The sequence below is a fragment of the Pseudomonas kielensis genome (assembly GCF_014236655.1).
Classification (GTDB): domain Bacteria; phylum Pseudomonadota; class Gammaproteobacteria; order Pseudomonadales; family Pseudomonadaceae; genus Aquipseudomonas; species Aquipseudomonas kielensis.
On sequence record NZ_JACMYG010000006.1, the window covers coordinates 22,900 to 43,766 of the forward strand.

Genomic DNA, 20,867 nt, shown 5'->3' on the forward strand with positions numbered 1-20,867 from the left:
CGCACAGGTCATGGGGATTCCAATAATGAAAAACCCTTATGCTCCCGGCTTCTGGTGCGCGATCGTCGCACTGGTACTGCTGTCTGCAACCTACTTTTATGGCGTCATGCTGACTCACCAGCTCGACAAGGCGCTGCTCTTTCTCGACAGTGCCAGCGCGATGATCGGCGTGCTGTCGATCGCGGTGGTCGCCTGGGCCTCGCTGCAAGGCCAGCGGATCAAGAAAAAACAACTCGAACAAGGTAAGACCCTGGTGCAGATCTGGGACACCAAGGTGGCGCTGCGCCGGGTCGAAACGGTGTTCGACCGGTATTTCTGGGGCAGCTACTGGCAGCCGGGCCGCACGTTCCAGGAAGTCATGGGCGAGCTGACCGGCACCCCGCTGGAAAAAAGCCTCGAAGCGCTCAAGGTGCAATGCCGGGCCCTCGACCAGCAGGTGACCGGAGAAGGCTGGCATTGGCTGAACAACGCCCGGGAACTGGCTGACGTTGCCACTGCCATGGCCCGTGAGCGTTACCAGCTGGACGTCTGCGACCCACGTTTCGATTCACCCGACGGCACGGTGATCAATCGCGACTTCGAGGTGCTGGTGTACACCTGGACCGCGCGCCTGAAAAGTTTCGATCATCAGCTCGACGAGATGGAAATGGAATACTCCTGAGGTGCAAACCGCTCCTCAACGGGGCGGGCGTGGCCGCGCCTTGTCGTGGTCACTGGACACTCTTTAACCCTTATTCATTGGGTTGCCATCGACCGCTAATGCTAATCTGCTGCGCAATTTGAACGAAGTCGCGCCACGGCCTGTCATGGGTTCAGGGAAGACGACCCTTTCAACCACGGACAATGATCAGGTAATTCATGAATAAATCAGCAGGTGTGCTTCTTGGAATCGTAGTGGCCATGGGTGCAATCAGTGCCGGTGGCGCGTGGTACACCGGCACCAAGCTGGAAGGGGTATTGCAGACGTCCATCGCCGACGCCAACCAGCAGTTGCAAGCCGCCATGGTTGGCTCCAACGGCACCGCGACCCTGGAACTGGTGTCGCTGGATCGCCAGCTGTTCAGCAGCACCGCCCATTACCGCCTCAAGGGCCAGGGCGAGATGTTTGGCGAACACGCCGATGGCGTAGAACTGCTGTTCACCGACCGTATCGAACACGGCCCGCTGCCATTCTCCCGACTGGTATCGCTGAAATGGCTGCCGGTCATGGCCACCAGTCATTACTCCCTGGAAAAAACCCCGCTGACCGCCAAATGGTTCGCCGCCACCAAGGACGTGTCGCCGCTCAAGGGTGTGATCAACCTTGGCTATGACCGCGCCGCCAGCGGCACCCTTGAGTTGGCGCCCGTCGACACGGTGCTCGACGACCAGTCGACGCTGAAGTTTTCCGGTCTCAACCTTGAGGTCTCGGCCAGCGCCGAGGCCCAGAAGGTCAAGGCCAACGGCTACATGGACAGCCTGACGCTGACCAGCGTCGCCGAGGACCAGTCGCCGGTCAAAGTCGAGATCAACGGCCTGACCCTGGCCAGCAACCTGACCAAAAGCAGCTACGGCTATTACCTGGGCGATAACACCGTCGAGGTCAGCAGCAGCAAAACCACCTTTGGTGACAAACAGGCGGTGCTGCACCTGAAGAAACTGGAAATGAAGACCGCCACCAGCGAATCCGGGAGCAACGCGGCGGGCCGTGCCGACTACAAGATTGCCGAGATCACCCTCAACGACAAGGCGCTCGGCTCGGCCAAAATGGCCTGGAGCATGAAGAACCTCGACATCCCGTCGACGCTGTCGCTGGTGCAGATCTATCAAACCAAACTGCAGCCGTACGAAGAGGCTGCCGCCGCCGCTGCCGAGGCCGGGCAACCCGTGCCGGAGCTGAAACTGAGCGAAGCCGAGGAAACCCAGGTCAAGGCCGACCTGGAAAAACTGCTGGCCGCCCAGCCACAAATCGCCCTGGAAAATCTCTCGTTCACCACCGCCAACGGTGAAAGCAAGGTCAGCCTGGTGCTCGACCTGACCAAGCCGAAGTCGATGGACCAGCCGAGCGACCAAGTGGTGCGCGAGCTGATTGCCCTGCTGGACTTCAACCTGCAGGTCTCCAAGCCGATGATCACGGACCTGGTCAGTGTGCAGGCCCTGGTCGACGGCCAGACAGACGCCAAGGCCATTGCCGAAGAAGCCCTGGCCACCAGCGATATGTTCAGCAGCATGGCGGTTGGCACCCAACTGGCGACGCTGGAAGGCGACAACATCGTGTCCAAGCTGCACTACGCCAATAACCAGGTGGAGTTCAACGGCCAGAAAATGACCGTCGAACAGTTTGTCGCCTTCGTCATGAGCAAGCTGGGCGCCACGGGCGAACTTCAGTAAATCAGCGTCACCGCCAACGCAAAACACCCGGCCTGCACTGACCCAGGGCCGGGTTGCCTGCCGCTGCTACGGCACTGGGGCGCACAGGGATTGGCGTCGACCAGTGAAAGCGCGCACTATCGAGGCAAATCCTGGCGAGTTGGAGGCCAGCTGTGACACAACGTATCGACCGCATTGCCCAATTGCTCAATTGCCCGGTCAAGGGCGAAGAAATGCGCCGGGCAATTACTGAAGCCCGCAAGGACTCTCTGCTGGATGACGATGAAGAGGATGACGACGAGTCATCCTGCGAGTCGGACGCTGGCGATGATCCCGATCCCCAGGCTTGAGCCCTACCACCAGCCGCGATTGTTCTCCAGTTCGGACCGACATTGCTTGAGTTGCCAGCCGTAGTTTTTCGCCTGCTGCTCGACCTTGCGCGCCACCTGCATCAGCCAGGGTTTTTGCAGGTAGCTCTGGCGGCTGAACCCGCCGCGCCCCTCATGGTAGGCCAGGTACTGGCTGTAGGTGTCCCACTTGGAAATCCCCAGCTGGCGCTGAGTGCCGGCGGCGTACCAGCCAACAAACATCACCGCGTCGTCAAAATTGTCCCGCGAGCCGCCATTGCCGGTGGCGCTCTTGTACTCGCCCCACACCGGATCCTGCGCCTGGGCATAGCCATAGGCCGAGCTGACCCGACCCCAGGGAATCACCCACAGGAAATAGTCGCGAGGGGGCAGGGCGTCCTCCACGAAGCTGCTTTCCTGCTTGATGATCGCCATCGCCACATGAGGCGGCAGGCCCCAGGCTTGCTCCATCTTCAGCGTGTCTTCATACCAGTCGGGGTACTGGCGGTAGATGCTGCAAATGTTGCCCTGGTCCCGCGGCGGCGTGGTCGAACAGCCGGCCAGCAAGGTCAGGGCCATGAGTACTGCGAAAAACCGTCCGTGCAAAAATCACTCAATTGGCGCTTAGCCAATCCTTCTTGGTTGAAAGGTGTCTGATTCACCATCATGTTCTGGTTCAGGCGCGATGATTGCCTGGCCCCTTGGCAAGTCTGGCGATGGCCAATCATAACCGCCTGATAGACGCTATGATGACTCCCCCTGCATACAAGTGCATTTACAGTCCCAGTCAATGAGACCTCAATGTCCAATCCATTGAACCCGCCATGCCAGGGTCGGCGGCAGCTCTTGCGGCTGGCGGCGTGTGCTCCGGTGTTGGCCTTGCTCGGTCCGCTGGCAGGCTGCTCACGCAAGCCGCAGATGGACGCCACTTTCCTGCAGATCTGGAAAAGCCACGCCGAACTCAGTCGCGATCAGTGGGCCACGCGCATGGCGGCCATGGCTGAGCTGGGCTGCGCTGAGCTGGTGCTGCAATGGGTCGGGCTGCTGGGCGGGGACGAGCCGGACTGGATGCTGCCGGACCCGGTGATGCAGAACCTGCTGGACACCGCCGGCGAGCACGGAATGAAAGTGCGCATCGGCCTGCCTTACGACAATGGCTGGTGGAAGGCGTTGTCGGCGACCGACCAGTCGACCCAGGCGGCATTCTTCAGCGGGTCGTTGCAGGGGGCGAGTCGCTACATGCGCGAGGCGCCGTGGTCCGCCCATGAACAGTTTGCCGGCTGGTACATCCCTTACGAGATCGAGCAGTACCACTGGACCGAACCCGCCCGCCAGGAGCGGCTGGGCAAATGGCTGACGGCCTTGTCGGGGGTGTCGCAGAACGCCGGCCATGGCGTCCCGGCCATTTCCACCTACTACAGCACCCTGCAGACCGACGGCAGCCTGGTGCAACTGTGGCAATCGCTGCTGTCGCGCACCCAACTGCGGCCCATGGTGCAGGATGGCGTGGGCGTGGCGGGCTGGAACAACCTCAAGGCGATCGAGCCGCTGTTGCAGTACCTGCGCCAGCGTGGGGTGAAGTTCGAGGTGATTGTCGAATTGTTCGAGCAACTGCCGTCAGCGCGTAACGACGGCACGGACTTCAAGGCCGTCTCTGCGGACTACCCTCGGGTCCAGCGCCAGCTGGAGTGGGCCCAGACCACGGGCGCGGAACGCATCATCGCGTTTGCCGTCGACCCCTGGGCGACCGGCACCGACCCTCAGGCGCAACGCTTGCGCCAGCAGTGGCTCAAGGCGCGCTCCTGAGGTGGGCGCTATCCGGATTCAGAGTGAGCGCCCGATAATCTCGCGCATGATTTCGCTGGTGCCACCGAAGATCCGCAGAGCCCGTGCATCGGCCCAGGCGCGGCCAATGCCGTACTCGGCGCTGTAGCCATAGCCGCCATACAACTGCAGCAACTCATCGAGAATCTGCCCCTGCATTTCAGTGGCATTGAGCTTGGCCATGGCTGCGATCACCGGGTCCAGGTTGCCCTCCATCAGCTTCAGCGCGCAGTCGTCGAGAAATACCCGCAGCATGGTCAGGCGTGCCTTGGCATCGGCCAGGACAAAGCGGTTGTTCTGGTAGTCGATGACGCGCTTGCCGAACACCTTGCGACCCCGGGTGTATTCCTTGGTCTGTTCCAGCATGCCCTCGGTCGACGCTGCGGCCCGCAGGGCGATGGCCAGGCGCTCACGGGACAGTTCGTGGCTCATGTATTCGAAGCCGGCATTCAGCTCGCCCAGCAGGCAGTCAGCCGGGACTCGCACCTCATCGAAGAACAGCTCGCAGGTGTCCTGGGCGTGCTGGCCGATCTTGCGCATGGCCGGGCCCTTGCTGAAACCGGGCAGGCCTTCTTCGACACAGAACAGCGACAGGCCGCGGGCGCCCAGTTCGGGGTCGGTGCAGGCCAGGACGATCACCAGGCCGGCGTTGACCCCGTTGGTGATGAAGGTCTTCTGCCCGCTGAGCACAAAGTCCTCGCCATCGCGTACCGCGCGGGTGCGGATCGCCTTGACGTCGCTGCCGGCGCCGGGCTCGGTCATGGCAATCGCGCCGATGACCTCGCCGCTGGCCATCGCCGGTAGCCAGCGGTCTTTCTGTGCCTGGGTGCCGAGATTCCAGAGATAAGGCGAGACCATGTCCGAGTGAATCGAGAAGCCGATACCCAGGCAATTGGCCCGCGCCAGTTCCTCGATGACCACCACGGCGTGGCCGAAGTCACCGTCGGCGCCATAGGGGGCCGGCAGCGCTGAATTGAGCAGGCCTTGCTCGCCAGCCTCACGCCACAGTTCCCGCGGGGTCACCCCGGCGGTTTCCCATTGGTCGTAGCGCGGCAGGATGCGCTCGGCGATGAAGCGTTGCACCTGGTCGCGGAACTGCAGGTGGTCTTCGCGGAATATCTTGCGCATGGGGAGGCCTATTTCGCGTAGAGGTCGGTGCTGCTCAGTTGCCCGCGCAGCACGGGGGCCGTGGCGCTGCCGGTGAGGAACAGGCTGTAGTGATCGCCGGGCTTGAGTTGTGGCAACGCCAGTTTCTCGGCCGTGGCCTTGCCGCAGCCGGCGCTCAGTGATGCGCTCACCGGGTTGATGGCTCGCGCGGTGGTGCTGTGGGCGGCGACATCGGCAAACAGTACCGGGCCGCCGTCAGCCACGGCCAGGCTGCCTTTGGGGCAATCGCTCGCCAGGTTGTAGAAGCGCAGTTCGGCTTTGAGGGCGTCATCGCTGCCGGCGCTGTCGTCCAGCACCTGCAACTTGCCGTCTTGCGGCACCAGGGTGTTGAAGCTGTCCGGCGCCACTTGCAGTTGGCCGGCGGGTTTGCCGTCGAGGGTCACGCTGAAGGTTTCGTTGCCCTTGACGGTGGCATAGCTGCTGGCCAATTGGCTTGGGCCGATCGCTTGCACGGTACCGTTGCTGATTTGCACCTTGAGGCTGTCGGCGCTCGGGTTGACCACCCGGACAAAGGCCGAGCCCGCCGGAGGGCGGGGGGCGTACAGCTGGGCCAGGACGCCTTCGGCCATGGCCGGACCTGCCAGGCAAGTGCCCAGCAGCAGGGTGGCGCGAAGGGTAAGGGCACGCGGGTTCATGGTTGCTCCTTGGTGGGTTTCATGCGCGTTTCCCGGTATTGGGATTCCAGGCGCTTGCGGTCGACCTTGTCGGACACGTTGGTGGGGAACAGTCCGCAGGCCACCAGCTCCGAGGGCACCATGTAGTGCGGCAGGCGTTCGCCGAGGGCTTGTTTCCAGTTGTGCAACTGCTCCGGCAAGGGGCCGATCACTCCCGGCGCCAGGGTCTCGGGGGAGGAGACGAAGCCGATCATGCGCACCAGGCTGCCATCGGGACGGCGCAGGGCAATGGTGGCGGCCGCGTGGACGCCAGGCAGGCTGGCCAGCGCGGCATCGATTTCACCCAGCTCGATGCGGTAGCCGTTGAGCTTGATCTGGTCGTCGCGCCGGCCATGGAAGTACACCAGGCCCTGCTCGTCGATTTCGCCAATGTCGCCGGTGCGATAGGCGCGCTTGCCGTTGTGCAGGAACAGGCTCTTGGCGGTCAGGTCAGGTCGTCCGAGGTAGCCACGCATGACGTGGTCGCCGGCGATGCAGATCTCCCCGTCGTCGAGGAACACCTCGGCATAAGGCTTGGCACGGCCGATCGACAGCGGATTGCGTGCGCCGTCCAGGGGGCGCTTGATTTCCACCCAGGTGGTCGAGCAGGTCGCTTCGGTCGGGCCATAGGAGTTGATGATGCGCGCGTCGGGAAAGCGCGCCCAGAGCTGCTCGGCCATGGCCGGCGACAGCGACTCGGCGCCGAACACGAAGACCCCCAGCTGTGGCAGGTGGGCCTGGTTGAAATCGTCATTGAGGAACTGCTGGCGGACGAAGGCCGGCGTCGAGGCCCAGACCTGCACCCCGGTATCGGCCAGGTAACGCACGAAGGCGTCGGGCGCGGCAATGGTCTCCCGTGGGCAGAGGACGCAGGCGCCACCCAGGGCCAGGGCGCCACACAGGTCGAACAGCGAGAAGTCGAAGCTGAACAGCATCTGGTTCATGAACGCCGGACGCGGACCCAGTGCCAGGCAGTCGCGGATCCAGCTGGCGAACAGTGCGACGCTGTCGCGACCGATCTGTACGCCCTTGGGTTCGCCCGTACTGCCCGAGGTGAACATGATGTAGGCGATGCCCGGCTCCGCCAGCGGCGCGCAGACGGCGGCGCCGTCTTCGAAACGATTGAGGGTGGCGTTGTAGCACCGGGCGGCGGCGACCCGTTCGGTGATCAGCTTCAGGCGCTCAGGTGGGTTGATGCTGTCGACGGGCACGTAGGTGATGCCCAGGCGCAGGCAGCCGAGCATGGCCACCACAAACTCGATCTCCTTGTGTCCGCTGATCACCAGCGCGTGGCCCGGCAGCACGCCAGCCGCCAGTGCGCGCGCCTGCCAGGCATCGGTGGCCGCCAGCAACCCGGCCCAACTGATCTGGCGCTGGGCGTCGCTCAGCGCGGGCGCCGTGGTGGCCTGATCCTGTTCGGCGAAATCACATCGATCAAAGTCAAAATACATACAGCCCCCTGAGTATTGAGGGACGGCGCGGGCCGTCAGGCTTTCTGGTTGTCCTCGACAAAGGCGGCCAGCGCGTTGACCGACTCCAGGTGTTCTTCGATTTCGGTCGGTGGAACCTTGCAACCGAAGGCGGCCTGCACGGCCAGCACGATATCCACGGCCGTCAGCGAGTCGACCATGCCGGACTCGATCAGCAGATCGTCCGGCTCAACAGTGGTCTGGATAACGTTGGCGACGATCTCGCCGAGTTTGGCTACGAGTGCTGCATTGGGTGTGCTCACGAGGTCATGCTCCGCTAGTCATTGATCAGAATTGGAAGTACAGGAAGCGCGCTTCCTTGTGCAGGTTCATCAGGCACAGGAACAGCAACGCGGCCAGGATTACCAGCCATTTGAACGTTGGAGCCCAGCGCAGGAATGCCGGTCCGGTCGGCTGCGCCTTGGCCAGTGCCGGCGAGAACGTGCCCATGATCTGGTGCGAGTTGGGCAGGAACCAGACCACGCACAGCAGGGCGATGATATGGAAGATATCAAGGTGGCGGCCCATGAACATCCGCCAGGCGTCGCCCCAGGCAATCTGCGCCGGATACACCACGTTCGGCAGGCTGTCGAACCCGCGCAGACCCAGCATGCCCTCTACCAGCCGCAGCGCATCCTGGGTGTCGGCGGCGCGGAAGAACGCCTGGGCGATGATCACCACGGCGAAGGTCAACAGGACGTAGCCGGCTTCCTTGAGGCGGTTGTTCTTGCGCTCGGCAACCGGTGTGCGGCCCACCACGAAGATGCGCCAGGCGTGGTTGATCGACAGGTAGGCAGCGTGCATCAAGCCGAAGATCAGGTACTGCAACCCGGCGCCGTGCCAGATGCCGGCCAGGCCCATGGTGAAGGCGGTCGGCAGGACGATCGTGGCCGCAAACCCGCCCAGGCTCGACACGCCCTGGGTGCCCACCGGCAAGTTGCGTTGGGTGCGGTAGCGCGACACCGCCATGGCCACCGGATAGTAGAGGTAGGCCGTCAGGTAGCGGGTCAGGGTCATGTGCCAGCGCGCCCAGAATTCGATGATGCTGCTGGCCTTGTACGGCGAGTTGAAGTTCAGCGGGAAACGGATGCCGAACATCTTCGCCAACCCCAGGGCCATGTCCGAGTAGCCGGAAAAGTCGAAGTACAGCTGCAGCGCATAGGCCAGGCCCGTGCCCCAGGCGGCCCAGAACTGCAGCTCGCCGGGTTGAGCGAAGCCGGCATCGGCATAGGGCGCGATCGGGTCGGCCAACAGCACTTTCTTGGCCAGGCCGATGACGAACAGCATGCCGCCGACACTGAGGTTCTCGGCGTTGAAGCGGTAGGTTTCGCGCTTGGCGAACTGCGGCATCATTTCCTTGTGATGCAGGATCGGCCCGGCGATCAGGTGCGGGAAGAAGGTGACGAACAGCACGTAGCTGAGCAGGCTGCGTTCCTTGACGATGCCGGCGCGGCAATCGAGGAGGAAGCCGATCTGGGTGAAGGTGAAGAACGAGATGCCCAGCGGCAGGATGATGTCGTCCAGGCGACCGCTGCCAAACCCCCAGTCATGGGCGAAGTTCATCAGGGTGACGAAGTACTTGTAGTGGATCAGCAGGGCGATGTCCGCCGCCACCCCGATTGTGGCCACCGCCAGTTGCAGGCGCGGGCGGTGGGCGGTGCTGAGGATGACCTGGCTGATCGCATAGTTGAAGGCGATCGAGCCGATCAGCAGCATCACAAATTGCGGGTTCCACCAGCCGTAGAACACCAGCGAGGTGATGCACAACCACACCGCGGCCATGCGCGGGCTGATGGCGCTGAACAGGTAGTGGGCCGCCAGGGTGACCGGTAGAAACAGAAAGAGGAAAAGATAGGAGTTAAAGAGCATGGTCGTCCTGTTGCTTCGGCAATGTGGCCAGCACGGCGCGTTCGTCGGCCGTCAGCGGCAGGGATAGGGCCATCTCGGAAAACTCCCAAATGACCAGCTTGAGGCTGGAAGGCCATTTGTCGCGTTTTTTCAGGGCGGCGAGCAACGCGCCGGAAAACTGGCCGCCGTCCATGCTCTGGTTCCACACCTGGCGCCCCAGGGTCATCCCCAGGCGTTCGGCAAACTCACTGCGCCGGCCGTTGGAGCTACCGGCCAGCAGCACTTCCACAGGCGGCGTGTCATCCAGCAGGCCGCCACTGCGCAGCGGCTCGATACTCACGGGTTGCGCCATGTCGAGAGCGGGGCGCCAGGCCGGGCTGGCCTTTTCCAGGCCGGCCAGGCTGATCAGGTCGCCCATGCGCGGCACGGCGGTGCCGGGGGGCGAGACGTTGAACGCCTGGCTGCCCTTGCTGCCCAGCAACGCCACGGCCTGGGCCCCGACCACTTCGGCGGCCGCTTGAGCGCCGACTGCCGTCATGTGGACATCCGTGTGGAAAAAGCGCGGCTCGTTGCCTTGGGCCAGTGCGGGATACAGGTCGCTGTGGGGCACGCCGGCCTGTGCCAGGCGGGTTTGCCAACCCTGCAGGCGAGCCTGCAGTTGGGCGCTTTGTTGCAGGCCGCACAGGCCTTCGGTCTGCACCCGCGACTTGTCCGGCACCGTCACCACCAGCACTTGCAGGTCGTGCGCGCGCAGGTCGCCGACCCAGTGCTGCATCAGGCGCACCCGGGCTTCATAGGCGTCGTGTACCCCGGGTTGTGCGCGCAGGCCATCGCGATAGAACAACCAGTTCGGACAGCCCTGGACCACCTGCGCACCCAGGTCACCGAAGAAGCGATAACGTACCGCCGAGCTGAGGGTGTCGGCCTCGTCCTGCAGCGGCAGTTTCATCACGTGCCCCAGCACCTGCCCGGCCGAACCGTCGACCCAGGCCGAGGGCTTGAGTTGCCCTGGTTCGAGCTTGGCGTGCAGCAGCATCCAGATGCCGACCGCCTGCCCGACCACTAACAGGCCGATGATCGCGGCAGCGCTCATGCGGTGCGAGACCGGCTTTTGCTCGTTTGCCATCGATCAGCGTCCCAGTGCGCCATGCAGGCGTTGGCGCCAGGCGCTGTCGCTCATGATCGAGGCGTTGTCCCACATGCCCGACGCTTGCGGGCCATAGGAATAGCTCGGCTCGAACATTTGCCACACCAGCACCTGGGGTGGGTTTTTCTTGAAATCGGCTGATTCCAGGTATTCCAGGAGCATGGTCCAGTGGCCGATGTTGCCCGGCTTCCAGTTCACCGACACCGGGCGGTCTAGGGCATTGGACAGTTTCTGCGGGAAGCCGAAGTACGGCTGCACCATGCTGTGCCCGGTGACATGCACCGGTGCCGGTGTGGCATCCAGCAGGCCGCCGGTGGTGTCCTGGCGGCGCACGACAAAGGTTTCGCGGCCGGTGGCCTTGCGTTGCTCTTCGGTCAGGAAGCGCTCGGCGAGGTCGCCATAGCGGCGCTCCTTGAACTCACTGCCCAGGGCCATGCCGGTGCCGGGATTGCCCTTGAGGTTCGGCACGTCGCGCTTGATCTGCTCGGCGGTGGCCACGGCGGTGGCGTCGGCGGCCGGCTGGGTCCAGTGCTGGTCGGTGCGGTAGAACACGTCCTTGCCCGAGTTTTTCAGTTGGCTCAGTACGGCGGCGTCGTCGAACGTCGAGATACCCGCCTGCTTGAGCTTGCCGAGAATCGTCTGGTAGCGCTGTTTGACTGGCGGGCTCAGGGCTTTGTCGGCCGGCAGCTTGTCCTGATAGAACAGGGTCTTGTCCGGCAGCAGCAGTACCTGCAAATGCACGCCTCGGGCGGCCAGGGCCTGGCGTGCATCGTTGATCAGCGCGGTGTTGGCGTCGATGGCCTTGGTATCGACCACCGTCAGGCTGCCCCAGCCGGGAAACAACCAGCCGTCGCTGCCGCGAATCACCAGCGTGGAGTCTTCGGCGTGCGCGCCGGCCATCGACAGAGCCAGCGTCATGCCGAGCAGGGGGGCGCCCAGGCGTTTGAGTGGGTGGGTGACCAGGCGTGCAAGTGACATGGCAAAGGTCCTTATGACGAGTGGGCTCAATAGGAAAAAATCAGGTTCATGAACAGCCCTTTGGCCCGTTCCGTAGCACCGCCGCCAATCGGGTAGCGGTACTGCATGGACCAACTCAGGGAGGAGCGTGGAGCGTTGTAGTGGTCTTCGCGGAACCAGTAGCGAACCGCGACGCCGGGGCCGACCCCCATGGACCAGGAGGTGGCGTCATTGGTCAGTGACCAGTCCTGGCTGACGTTGCTCAGGTCGATCTGATCGTTCTTGCCGAAATCCAGGCCGGTGGCCTGGTCCTTCTGCCAGATCCAGTCCACGGCCCCGACGATGTGCGGGAACACCACCACGTTGGGCCCCAGTTCGTCGAACCGCAGGCTGCGGCCGACTCGTACTTCACTGCTGGCGAATACCTGCTGGCGCTTGAGCTGGCCATCGGTCTTGGCCAGTTGCCGGGTAGACTTACCCTGACTGTCGACGTCATAGGCAGTGAAAGTAGCGTTGTTGTCCTCCCAGGCATAACCAAGCTGTGCGTAGCCATCCATGGTGAACCAGTTGGATTCATTGATGCGCAACTCGGTGCCCTTGTAGAAACCGTAGGTGATGTATGAGAGCCAACCGCCGGCGTCACTGTCGAGTTGATAGCGCGTGAGGATGCCGTTGATCAAAGGGTTGTTGGGGCCACTGGCGTTGTTCGCGGCCTCAACCGCTTGTTGAATCCGGCATTGATCATCACGGGAGGTGGGGTAGGCAGTACCTTCGCGTGTCGCAGTGCCGAGAAAAAATCTTCGCTCCAAGCCAAAGGTAATGCCTGTGTCGGCCAGCATGTAGCGAACGCCCAGCGAGCCAATGGTGCTAGGAAATCCGGTCACGGAACTAGAACCGTTGGTTCGATCATCACTCTCAACCGTTTCCTGGGCAGGTTGGCCACTGCAGGGATCGACAAATCGGTCCGATTTGAACTCGCTGCCCTCGTCATACAGGGTGTTGGTCAGCCGTCCGTAGACTTCGAGAATGCCGTTCTGGTCATTGAACTGGGTTGGCCGCCAGTACAGTTCGGAGGTGCTGAAAACCGAATCACCCGCGGTACTCAAGCCGGCACCGCTGCTGTTGGTGGTGGGCTGTGCCCCACGGTAGCCAAGCGACACGGTCGCGCCCCATTCACGGTCCATCCCGGCAATCGCGCCACGGGTGTTGTAGCGCTGCTGGTCATCCAGTTCGAGCTGGTTGGCGTCGGCCATGTCGATGGCTTTCTTGAGTTTTTTCACGGCCCCTGGGTTGTCGCCCATGGCCGACTGGGCATAGGCCTCGTTGAGGATCACCGTGGGCGGTGCCTTGCCGGTGGCCCGTGCGGCGCTGAAGTCCTGGAGCGCGAGGTCCGGCTGGCGATTGCGCTGGCGCACGTAGCCGCGCTGCATGAACAGGTCGGCGTCGTTTGGCGAGGCGGCGAGGGCGCGGGTCAGGCGCTGCTCGGCCTCGGCGGTCTGGGCCGCGTTGCCCGAGGCCAGGGATGTGGTCAGCAGGCGCTGGTAGTCGGGGTTGTCCGGTGCTTGTTCCACGGCCAGGCGCGATTGCTTGATCGCTTCCTGGTAGTCCTGCCGGCCATAGGCGGCATAGGCTTCGGTGGCAGGGCCGGCCGGACCGGTGACTTGATCGGAGGGCAACAATTCGCACTGGGTGCCATAGGGTGTGTCATGGCACGACTGGGCGGGCGCGGGGTAAAGCGTGGTGGTCAGCTTGGCCGCGGGTTTGTTGTCCTCGGCGAGGATTTCCCGGCGCTTGAGCACGGCTTCGTCGGCGGCGTCCAATGGCCCGAGCAGTTGTTCGGCGCGGGCCGTGTCACCGGAGGCCAGCGCCCCGTCGATCGCGATCAGGCGCACGTTGCGCCGTTGATCGTCGTCGAGCCAGTCCTGGGCGATGGCCTCGTCGAAGTCGCCACGCGCCGCGTCTTTCTTGCCCTGGAGCTGGCGCAGGTAGGCACGCATCACCAGCATCACGGTGTTTTCGTCGTTCTGTTCCAGGGCCTCGGTGGCCGCCTGCTCGGCGGCGGCGGGCTGTTTATCCTGGAGCAGTGCGGTGACCAGCAGCAGGCGCTGGCTGTCGAGGTCCGGCGCGAGGTTCACGGCCTCGCGGGCCAGCCTGGACGCTTCGGCGGGCTGGTTGGTGATCAGTGCCTGGTAGGCCAGTTGGGTTGGCCGGACGGCCATGCGCCGCTTCAACATGGCGCGGCGGGCCTCGATGTCACTTTTGTTCGGCGGGTTCAGGGCGATCACCTGGTCGGCCGCGCTCACTGCCTCGGGCCATTTTTCCTGGGCCTCCAGCGCGTCGAGCCAAAGCAGTGCCCACGCGCCCTGGCTGGGGTCGGCGCGGAAGGCTTGCTCGCCATCCCGGGCGGCGGCGGGCATGTCGCCGGCGTTGTAGGCGGCATACCCCTTGGTCGCCAGCGGGAAACCGCGCTGATAGGCCGCCGACGGTCCACGGCCGGTGGCGGCGGCTGCCTGGGGTTGCAGGTTTTTCACGGTGGCGCGCAGCGCCGGGTCGTCTACGCCGCGTTTGATTGCCGCCTGTGCGGCCTGGCGGGCCTGCGTGATGCGTCCGAGTTTTTGCAGGGTATAGACCTGCAGCAGATTCAGGCGCACGACCTCGGGCCGCAGTTTCAGCGCGGCATTCACCTGCTCCAGCGCATCGCGGTAACGGCCGGCCTGGTAACTCTTGTACGCCAGGTCCGCCTGTTGCCAGGCCTCGCCCTCCAGGGGCGCTTCATAGGCGGCGGCCGACACCGGCAGCGGCAGGAGCGTCGAGCTGCAGAGCAACGCTGCGGTGAGCACAAGTAAGCGCGAAGTAGGGGTCATGGCGTCTCTGAGGAGCGTTGTTCAGTGGGGCTGGCAGCCGTTGGCTGACCCGTGTCGTTCTGGAAGGAGATCGCTTCGCTCAGGGTGGCCTGGTCGAGGTAGCCATGCTCGAGCAGGATCTGCCCCAAGGGCTTGTGCTCGGCGGCCTGGGCTTGCAGTGCCTTGTTCAGGGACTCCTGGTCGATCGCTCGCCAGGACATCAACAGATCCCCCAGGCGCAGGCGTTGCTGGACCAGTTGGTCGGCGGACGGGAAGTCGTGCATGGTCTTGTCCCAGACCAGTGGCTTGCCAAGGAACAGGTGGCCCAGGTACAGGCGCCAGGCGCGTGCGGCGGCCATGGCATTGATGAAGTTGCCGATGATCATCCGGGGCGCCGACAGCAGTGCGTGTTCCCAGCCATACAGGCGGCCGACAAAATACCCGCGCTGCAGCACCCGCAGGCTCAACAGGATGCCGTTGGCCCACATCAACTGCATCAGCCCGCTGTGGGGGCTGAACACCGAGGGGTAGTAGGTCGTCCACCAGTCCATCGAGGTCATCACCATGAACAGCAGATGCTGGGCGAGCAGGATGTAGGCAACAATCGCCACAAAGGAGGTGACCAGGCCTTTGCGGTCGCGAAACAACAGGTACTTGGTGGCCAGCGAGCCTTCCCAGCCGACCTGGCTCCAGCCCTGCAGGCCGATACCCAGGGTCCAGCGGGCCTTCTGCCGATAGGCGGTGCGGAAGGTGTCGGGGAAGTATTCGCGTACACCGAGGGGCATGTGTATCGCGACCATGTTCGCTTCGCCTTGGCCGAACCACTTGGCGCGTTTGGCGATGTAGTCGACCGGGAACTTGCCGAAGATCTGCTTCATGCCGCGCCGCGCCAGCCGCGCACCGATGTCGTAGTCCTCGGTGAGGGTGGCGGTGTTGAACGGCTGGTTGTTGGTTTCTGCCGAGAGCTGGAGCAGGGCCTTGCGCGAGAAACAGGTGCCGACGCCCGCTGAGGGGACCATTTTCGACATGCTTTCCCGCACCACCAGGTCCTTGGTGTGCCACTCGGCGAATTCATCCATGTAGGTGCCGGCCACCAGCTCATACCAGTCCCGTTCCAGGGACGTGACCGGCAGCTGGATGAAGTCGATTCGCGGCAGCAGGTAGTTGAAGTAGTGCAGCTCCAGGTGGTGCAGCACGTCTTCGCTGTCATGCAGGACGACCCCGGCAAACGGCTCGGGCTGGCGCAGGTCCTGGGCGAAGATCGCCTGGATGATCCAGTTGAGGCAGTCGGCCTTGCAGGTCGGGCCATCGTGGGGGACTTCGACGCGGATCAACTGTTTGTAGCGCCGGCGCATGCGTTCCACTTCTTCAATGGTGCGTGCGTCGTTGCAGTAGGTGCCGACGAAGATGTAGTAGTTCTTGTACTCCAGGGAGCCGACCATGTTCTCGAGCATCGGCGCGATCACGTCGTACTCGAGCCAGGCCGGGATCATGATCGCCAGCGGTTGCTCGCGCTTGGAGCGCAGTTGTTCGGCCGTCAGCGCCTTGTAGCGGCGCTTGACCATCAGCGAACGGTACGCCTGGCGTGCCCAGTACCAGCCATCGATGAACAGGTCATCGAGGCTGGAGAACATGATCAGCACGCCCACGATGACCGTCACGATCTCCAGGATGTGATAGTAGTCCGCAAGCAGATACGGCAGGTAGAGCGAGGACATGAGCTGTTCCCCAGGTCGTTACAAGCCTTTTTTCTTTTTGTGGCGACGCGCCAGAACACCCAGCACCAGCAAGCCGAGCAGGGCTGCAGCAAGCATCGGCAGGGCCCACGCCAGGTACTTGCGCCACTCATGGAACGGCGTTTCACCAAGGCCCATCGATGCGATCAGGCCAGGCTCGGAGGTATCGACCCAGGTCAGCGGACCCTCCACACCCAGCACCACGGCATTGCCCTGGTTGAATACGAACGGCACCCCGGGGGTCAACACTGGGTCGCCGAGGGCATACCAGATCACCCCATGCTGGCTGTTCGAATCGACCACCGAGGCTGCGCTCAGCGGTTGTGGGCCCGTCAGGTCGAGCAGGCGCTTGTCGTCACCACCGGCACGCAGGCGCTGCAGGTCTTTGACATCGATCAGCGGCTTGGCCCCTTCCAGCGGCACATCCAGTGACAGGAACGGCTTGCTTGGCTTGAACGGCTGGCTGCTGTCGGCCAGGGTCAGTTCGGCATTGACCGGTGATATCGACGCGGCGCTGGCCAGGCGAATGATCTGGCGCAGGTTGGCCGCCGGGGTATCGAGGACGGTCTTGGGCACGATCACCTGTGCGTTGCCTGCCAGCAATGGCAGCAGGCCGACGAAGGTGCCGTCCGGCTCGGCATCGGAGGAGCGCAGGTAGCTGCTCGGCAACACATTGACCGGATACCCCTGGGGGATTTCGGCGCAGTTGGGCGAGACCGGTTGGCGCTGGAAACGTACCTGCAGGTTGTTGGTCACCCCCAGGGCATAGCCTGGGACGCGGGCGGTCAGGCGCTCGGGCTTGCCGTCGGCCCTCAGTTGCTTGGCGCTGAGCAGGACCCCGTTCCACAGCACCGAAGCCACCGGCAGGGTGATCGACGCACCGGGTGCGGCGGCCACATCCAGGATCAGCTCGCCTGGCATCCGGCCCTGGACGGCCACCGCGCTCAGTGGGAATACGGCATTCCACTCGCCACGGGTCACCACATCAAACGCGGTGGTCGAGCCGCCGAGCGTGCCGACACGCAATTCGCGGTCGCTGCCTTCCCCGGTTTCACCGGCCTGGTGAATGGTTGCCTCGGAGGAAACAAGCACGTTGCGCCAATGTGAGTCGAACACGCCGGCGGCCTTGGCCCCGGCGTCGGCGGCCACGCTGATCACGGCCTGATGGCCGAGGCTGGCCAGTTGAATCTGCTGGCTGCCGGGGACTTTCTGGGCGGCGCTGGCATGCCGGCCACGCCACTCTCCCAGGGCCTTGACCGCGTCGTCATCGTTCTGCAATTGATCGCGCAGGGCATCCAGTGCGGCGTTGATCTGGCCGACCAGCGCGGCGTCGGCGATGGCCAGGTCAGCCCGGGTCGCAGGGGCGTCGAGCACCAGCAAGGCACCCACCTCGGCGGCGCTGGCCAGGGTGTGGCGGTCTTTGCCGGTCAGCGCGGAGAACGGCGCGACGCTGCTCAAGGCTGCAGGCATGTTCAGTTGATCGACGGCAACCACGTCACCCACGGCTGGGAAGGCCTTGACCTGAGCCCGTTTGGCATTGCGTTCCAGGGCCACGCCCAGGCGCCAGGCGCTGTCGAAGCTCGCGTGCTCCAGCTTGCCGGCGGCGATCAGGATCACCGGTTTGCCTGGCAGCGTGCTCCAGGCATCGGCCAAGGTGTTCAGGCCGCGCATCGAATAGCGATACGTTAGCGCGGTGTCGGGCGACAGGGTCAGCACATTGCTGCTCTGGCGAGTGGGTTCGCACAAGTGTTGGCCGCTGGGCGAACTCCAGTCGATGGTGAAATCGACAAACCCGGACGCATGGCGCCGGGCTTCGACTGGCAGTATCCGGGCCAGGTCTCCGGTACGCTCGGTCACGCTCTGGGCATACAGCGGGCGCCCGTCGACGGACAGGCGCAGAGCGGCGGGTGCCGCTTCGCCCTTGATGAAATTGCCCTGGATGTTGATCGAAGCCGCATCCAGTGCAACGCCTTTGGGCACGGGCAGGAAGAACGACTGGTGGTTGTCGCTTTCCTGCAGCACCACCGGGTTGGTGATGCCCATGTCGGCCAGCGAAACGCTGCGTTGCACCCAGTCGTCCTGGGCCAGTGTGCGCAACGCATCGCTGCCTGGCGACGCCATGGCGAACAGCGGCGCGGCCAAAGGCGCGACGAGTACGACCTGCTTGAGGAGGGTGAGGCACTGCTGGCGATTCGAGAGAGTATTCATGCGTGGTTATCGGCCGCATCTGAAAAGTGAAAGTTCACGACTGCCCTGCACATTCACGGCCTCGGGGAGGTGCGTGAGTGCTGGTCAGGCGAAGTACACGAACTCAGTGACGGTGCTCAGCTTGGACACAAGCTGGATACAGACCTGACAAACGGGCCGGCATGAGCTCGAACAATGACTGACAGTGGAGGAGGGGCAAATAGCCATCAGCTTTCCCTGTGGCAACTTTGGATCCATCCCCGCATTGGCACCCACACTTTGGAGTGCCTCAGCGTCATGTGTCAATATTTTGGTGTAATTTTTATCTTTTTGCGCGCCTTGGCTTTGGCGCGCCGTAATTTTGACTATTCAGTTTAGCCGATGGACGGGCGGATTGCCGGGATGGGTGGATCAAACTCGGTAAATTGGCGGCCAGTGAGGGCCGAAATGATCCGCGTCGTGGCGTGTCCATCCCCGTACGGATTGACGCTGTGGGCCACCCGCTGATAGTGCTCGGCGTCGTCGAGGAAGGTTTGCACGGCGTTGACGATGCGCTCATTGCGGGTCCCAACCAGCGTCACCGTTCCAGCACTTACCGCTTCCGGGCGCTCAGTGGTGTCGCGCATGACCAGCACCGGTTTACCCAGGTGCGGGGCCTCCTCCTGAACACCGCCGGAATCGGTGAGGATCAGGTAGGCGCGCCGCATGAACCAGACGAAATCCAGGTAATCGAGCGGCTCGATGAGGTGGATGTTGGGCAGGCCAGAAAGGGTCGCCATCACGACGTCGCGCACCTGTGGATTCAAGTGCACCGGGTAGACGATCTGCACATCTTCACGCTTGGCCAGCTCCGCCAGGGCCGAGCAGATCTGGATGAAACCATCGCCGAAATTCTCGCGGCGGTGACCGGTCACCAACACCAGGCGTTGTGCCGGGTCGACCCAGGCATAACGCGCGGCCAGGTTGGCCTCCATGTCCGGGTTGTGGTCGAGTTTGCGCAGCGTCAGCTCCAGGGCATCGATCACCGTGTTGCCGGTGACGTAGATACGGCCCTCGAGGTTTTCCTTGAGCAGGTTGTTGCGCGAGGTCACGGTGGGCGCGAACAGCCATTTGCCCATGACGTCGACCACGCGGCGGTTCATTTCCTCGGGAAACGGCTGGGTCAGGTCGCCGGTGCGCAAGCCTGCCTCGACATGCCCGATCGGGATGCGCCGGTGGAACGCGGCCAGGCTGCAAGCGGTTGCCGTGGAGGTATCGCCGTGCACCAGCACACAGTCGGGCTTGACCTCTTCGAGCAGGGTATCGACCCGCGTCATCAAGCGCGCAAACAGGCCATTGAGGGTTTGCCCCGGGAGCATCACGTCCAGGTCGTGGTGGACCTTGATGTCGAACAACTGCAGTACTTGGTCGAGCATGTGCCGGTGTTGGCCGGTGGTGCAGACAATGCTCTCGATGCCTTTGGTACCGGCCAGGCCATGGACCAAAGGGGCCATTTTGATGCCTTCGGGGCGGGTGCCGAACAACGACAGAACTCTCATGGTTTCTCTATCTCCATACAGGGAATGGCCCCCGACATGTCGCCCCTTGGGGCACTCCATGGCCAGGGTCGAAGCAAACGACGCCTGTTGCTGCGCTTGACGGCTACTTCCATTGAGCTGCGCAGCCCTTCTAGTGTTGGTGGTCGCCGAACGGTTTTTGTTCCGTGTGCCGCTTGAAAGGTTTTTTTGGCGGGCGCGGTGAGTCGGCTCGAGGTCTGATCGGCCAGCACGGTCGAGTGTATGTCCGGTGTTGTCCGGGAATCTCTCGGCAAATATATTTCCAAATGTAACAAGCCTAAATGCTTAATGCTTTGTACATGCTTTTGCTCTTCAAAGGTGTTGAAAACCGCCTTCAGTATTCTTTTATGATAATGAAATTATCATCCGATACGTTCTGTTTTCAATTCATCTAACATCCGCGCCCAATCTTCTTTGCCGTTGTTTTAATGTGGGTATTGACGGCGTTAACTTTTTTCTTTGACGCCAACTTTTTGCTGGTTAGTATCCTTGTAAGCGAACCGTTTTCAGTGTGTTGGGAAGTTCTATCACGACGGTTTTTGCTTACTTCTTGCAGCTTTTCACAGGCGTGCTCGATACGTTTGACGAAAGGATGCGAACCCCGATGACGGGCATACGACAGGGAGCGTCTACGGTGATCAAAGCCCTCCGCAAGCGCTGGTTCCTCCGCTTGACGTCTTTGCAGCATGGCGCTGCAACTCCTCTGTGCAAGTCCAACTTCCCACGTGTGGGCCAGGTTAAACACCTTGCACCCAGTGAGCGCTCCGGCGTGGGTTGACTACTA

16 protein-coding genes and 1 pseudogene are annotated in these 20,867 nt (G+C 63.1%); 4 read left to right on the forward strand and 13 right to left on the reverse strand.

Features of this window, described 5'->3' with window-relative positions:
* The first annotated feature begins 25 nt into the window (after positions 1 to 25).
* The 3 genes from H7995_RS07720 to H7995_RS07730 all read left to right on the forward strand — a co-directional run bounded on the left by H7995_RS07720 (position 26) and on the right by H7995_RS07730 (position 2,699).
* Complete coding sequence (locus tag H7995_RS07720; RefSeq protein ID WP_166592236.1) at positions 26 to 661, forward strand: NADH:ubiquinone oxidoreductase subunit N; 636 nt, start codon at positions 26 to 28, stop codon at positions 659 to 661.
* Positions 662 to 858: 197 nt separating this feature from the next.
* Positions 859 to 2,370: a YdgA family protein gene (locus H7995_RS07725; RefSeq protein ID WP_166592235.1), complete on the forward strand. Its 1,512-nt coding sequence runs from the start codon at positions 859 to 861 to the stop codon at positions 2,368 to 2,370.
* A 152-nt stretch (positions 2,371 to 2,522) separates the two neighbouring features.
* The gene (locus tag H7995_RS07730) at positions 2,523 to 2,699 is read left to right on the forward strand and encodes a hypothetical protein (RefSeq protein ID WP_182343013.1); all 177 of its coding nucleotides are present in this window, start codon (positions 2,523 to 2,525) and stop codon (positions 2,697 to 2,699) included.
* A 3-nt stretch (positions 2,700 to 2,702) separates the two neighbouring features.
* On the opposite strand, the gene H7995_RS07735 is transcribed toward H7995_RS07730, so the two are convergent.
* The gene (locus H7995_RS07735; protein WP_166592233.1) at positions 2,703 to 3,275 is read right to left on the reverse strand and encodes a transglycosylase SLT domain-containing protein; all 573 of its coding nucleotides are present in this window, start codon (positions 3,273 to 3,275) and stop codon (positions 2,703 to 2,705) included.
* Between the two features lie 222 nt (positions 3,276 to 3,497).
* Here H7995_RS07735 and H7995_RS07740 point away from each other — a divergent pair, with 222 nt between their 5' ends.
* The gene (locus H7995_RS07740) at positions 3,498 to 4,502 is read left to right on the forward strand and encodes a DUF4434 domain-containing protein (RefSeq protein WP_182343015.1); all 1,005 of its coding nucleotides are present in this window, start codon (positions 3,498 to 3,500) and stop codon (positions 4,500 to 4,502) included.
* An 18-nt stretch (positions 4,503 to 4,520) separates the two neighbouring features.
* On the opposite strand, the gene H7995_RS07745 is transcribed toward H7995_RS07740, so the two are convergent.
* The 12 genes and pseudogenes from H7995_RS07745 to H7995_RS07800 form a co-directional block, all read right to left on the reverse strand.
* Positions 4,521 to 5,648, reverse strand: coding sequence for an acyl-CoA dehydrogenase family protein (locus tag H7995_RS07745; protein WP_185818200.1), 1,128 nt, complete (start codon positions 5,646 to 5,648; stop codon positions 4,521 to 4,523).
* Positions 5,649 to 5,656: 8 nt separating this feature from the next.
* A complete protein-coding gene (locus tag H7995_RS07750; protein ID WP_185818201.1) occupies positions 5,657 to 6,322 on the reverse strand; it encodes an alginate O-acetyltransferase AlgF in 666 nt (221 codons plus the stop codon).
* Positions 6,319 to 7,791, reverse strand: a complete 1,473-nt coding sequence (locus H7995_RS07755) for an AMP-binding protein (RefSeq protein ID WP_166592229.1) — start codon at positions 7,789 to 7,791, stop codon at positions 6,319 to 6,321. The genes H7995_RS07750 and H7995_RS07755 overlap by 4 nt, the downstream gene beginning before the upstream one ends.
* Positions 7,792 to 7,826: 35 nt before the next feature.
* Positions 7,827 to 8,072, reverse strand: coding sequence for an acyl carrier protein (locus H7995_RS28450; RefSeq protein WP_166592228.1), 246 nt, complete (start codon positions 8,070 to 8,072; stop codon positions 7,827 to 7,829).
* 25 nt (positions 8,073 to 8,097) lie between these two features.
* Positions 8,098 to 9,678 (reverse strand): MBOAT family O-acyltransferase, encoded by a 1,581-nt coding sequence (locus H7995_RS07765; RefSeq protein WP_166592227.1) that lies wholly within the window; start codon positions 9,676 to 9,678, stop codon positions 8,098 to 8,100.
* On the reverse strand, positions 9,668 to 10,783 hold the full coding sequence (locus tag H7995_RS07770; protein ID WP_185818202.1) for an alginate O-acetyltransferase AlgX-related protein: 1,116 nt from the start codon (positions 10,781 to 10,783) through the stop codon (positions 9,668 to 9,670). The genes H7995_RS07765 and H7995_RS07770 overlap by 11 nt, the downstream gene beginning before the upstream one ends.
* 3 nt (positions 10,784 to 10,786) lie before the next feature.
* Entirely contained in the window at positions 10,787 to 11,782 is a 996-nt protein-coding gene (locus tag H7995_RS07775) for an alginate O-acetyltransferase AlgX-related protein (protein WP_185818203.1), read from the reverse strand.
* A gap of 26 nt (positions 11,783 to 11,808) precedes the next feature.
* On the reverse strand, positions 11,809 to 14,625 hold the full coding sequence (locus tag H7995_RS07780) for an NfrA family protein (RefSeq protein ID WP_185818204.1): 2,817 nt from the start codon (positions 14,623 to 14,625) through the stop codon (positions 11,809 to 11,811).
* Positions 14,626 to 14,678: 53 nt separating this feature from the next.
* Positions 14,679 to 16,322 (reverse strand): annotated as a pseudogene (locus H7995_RS07785) (glycosyl transferase family protein); the annotation flags it as partial.
* 18 nt (positions 16,323 to 16,340) lie between these two features.
* Positions 16,341 to 18,548 (reverse strand): hypothetical protein, encoded by a 2,208-nt coding sequence (locus H7995_RS07790; RefSeq protein ID WP_182343028.1) that lies wholly within the window; start codon positions 18,546 to 18,548, stop codon positions 16,341 to 16,343.
* Positions 18,549 to 18,901: 353 nt separating this feature from the next.
* Complete coding sequence (gene wecB / locus H7995_RS07795) at positions 18,902 to 20,065, reverse strand: non-hydrolyzing UDP-N-acetylglucosamine 2-epimerase (RefSeq protein WP_166592221.1); 1,164 nt, start codon at positions 20,063 to 20,065, stop codon at positions 18,902 to 18,904.
* Between the two features lie 409 nt (positions 20,066 to 20,474).
* Positions 20,475 to 20,771 carry a hypothetical protein gene (locus tag H7995_RS07800; RefSeq protein WP_185818205.1) on the reverse strand — a complete coding sequence of 99 codons (297 nt, stop codon included), beginning with the start codon at positions 20,769 to 20,771 and terminating at the stop codon, positions 20,475 to 20,477.
* Positions 20,772 to 20,867: the final 96 nt, after the last annotated feature.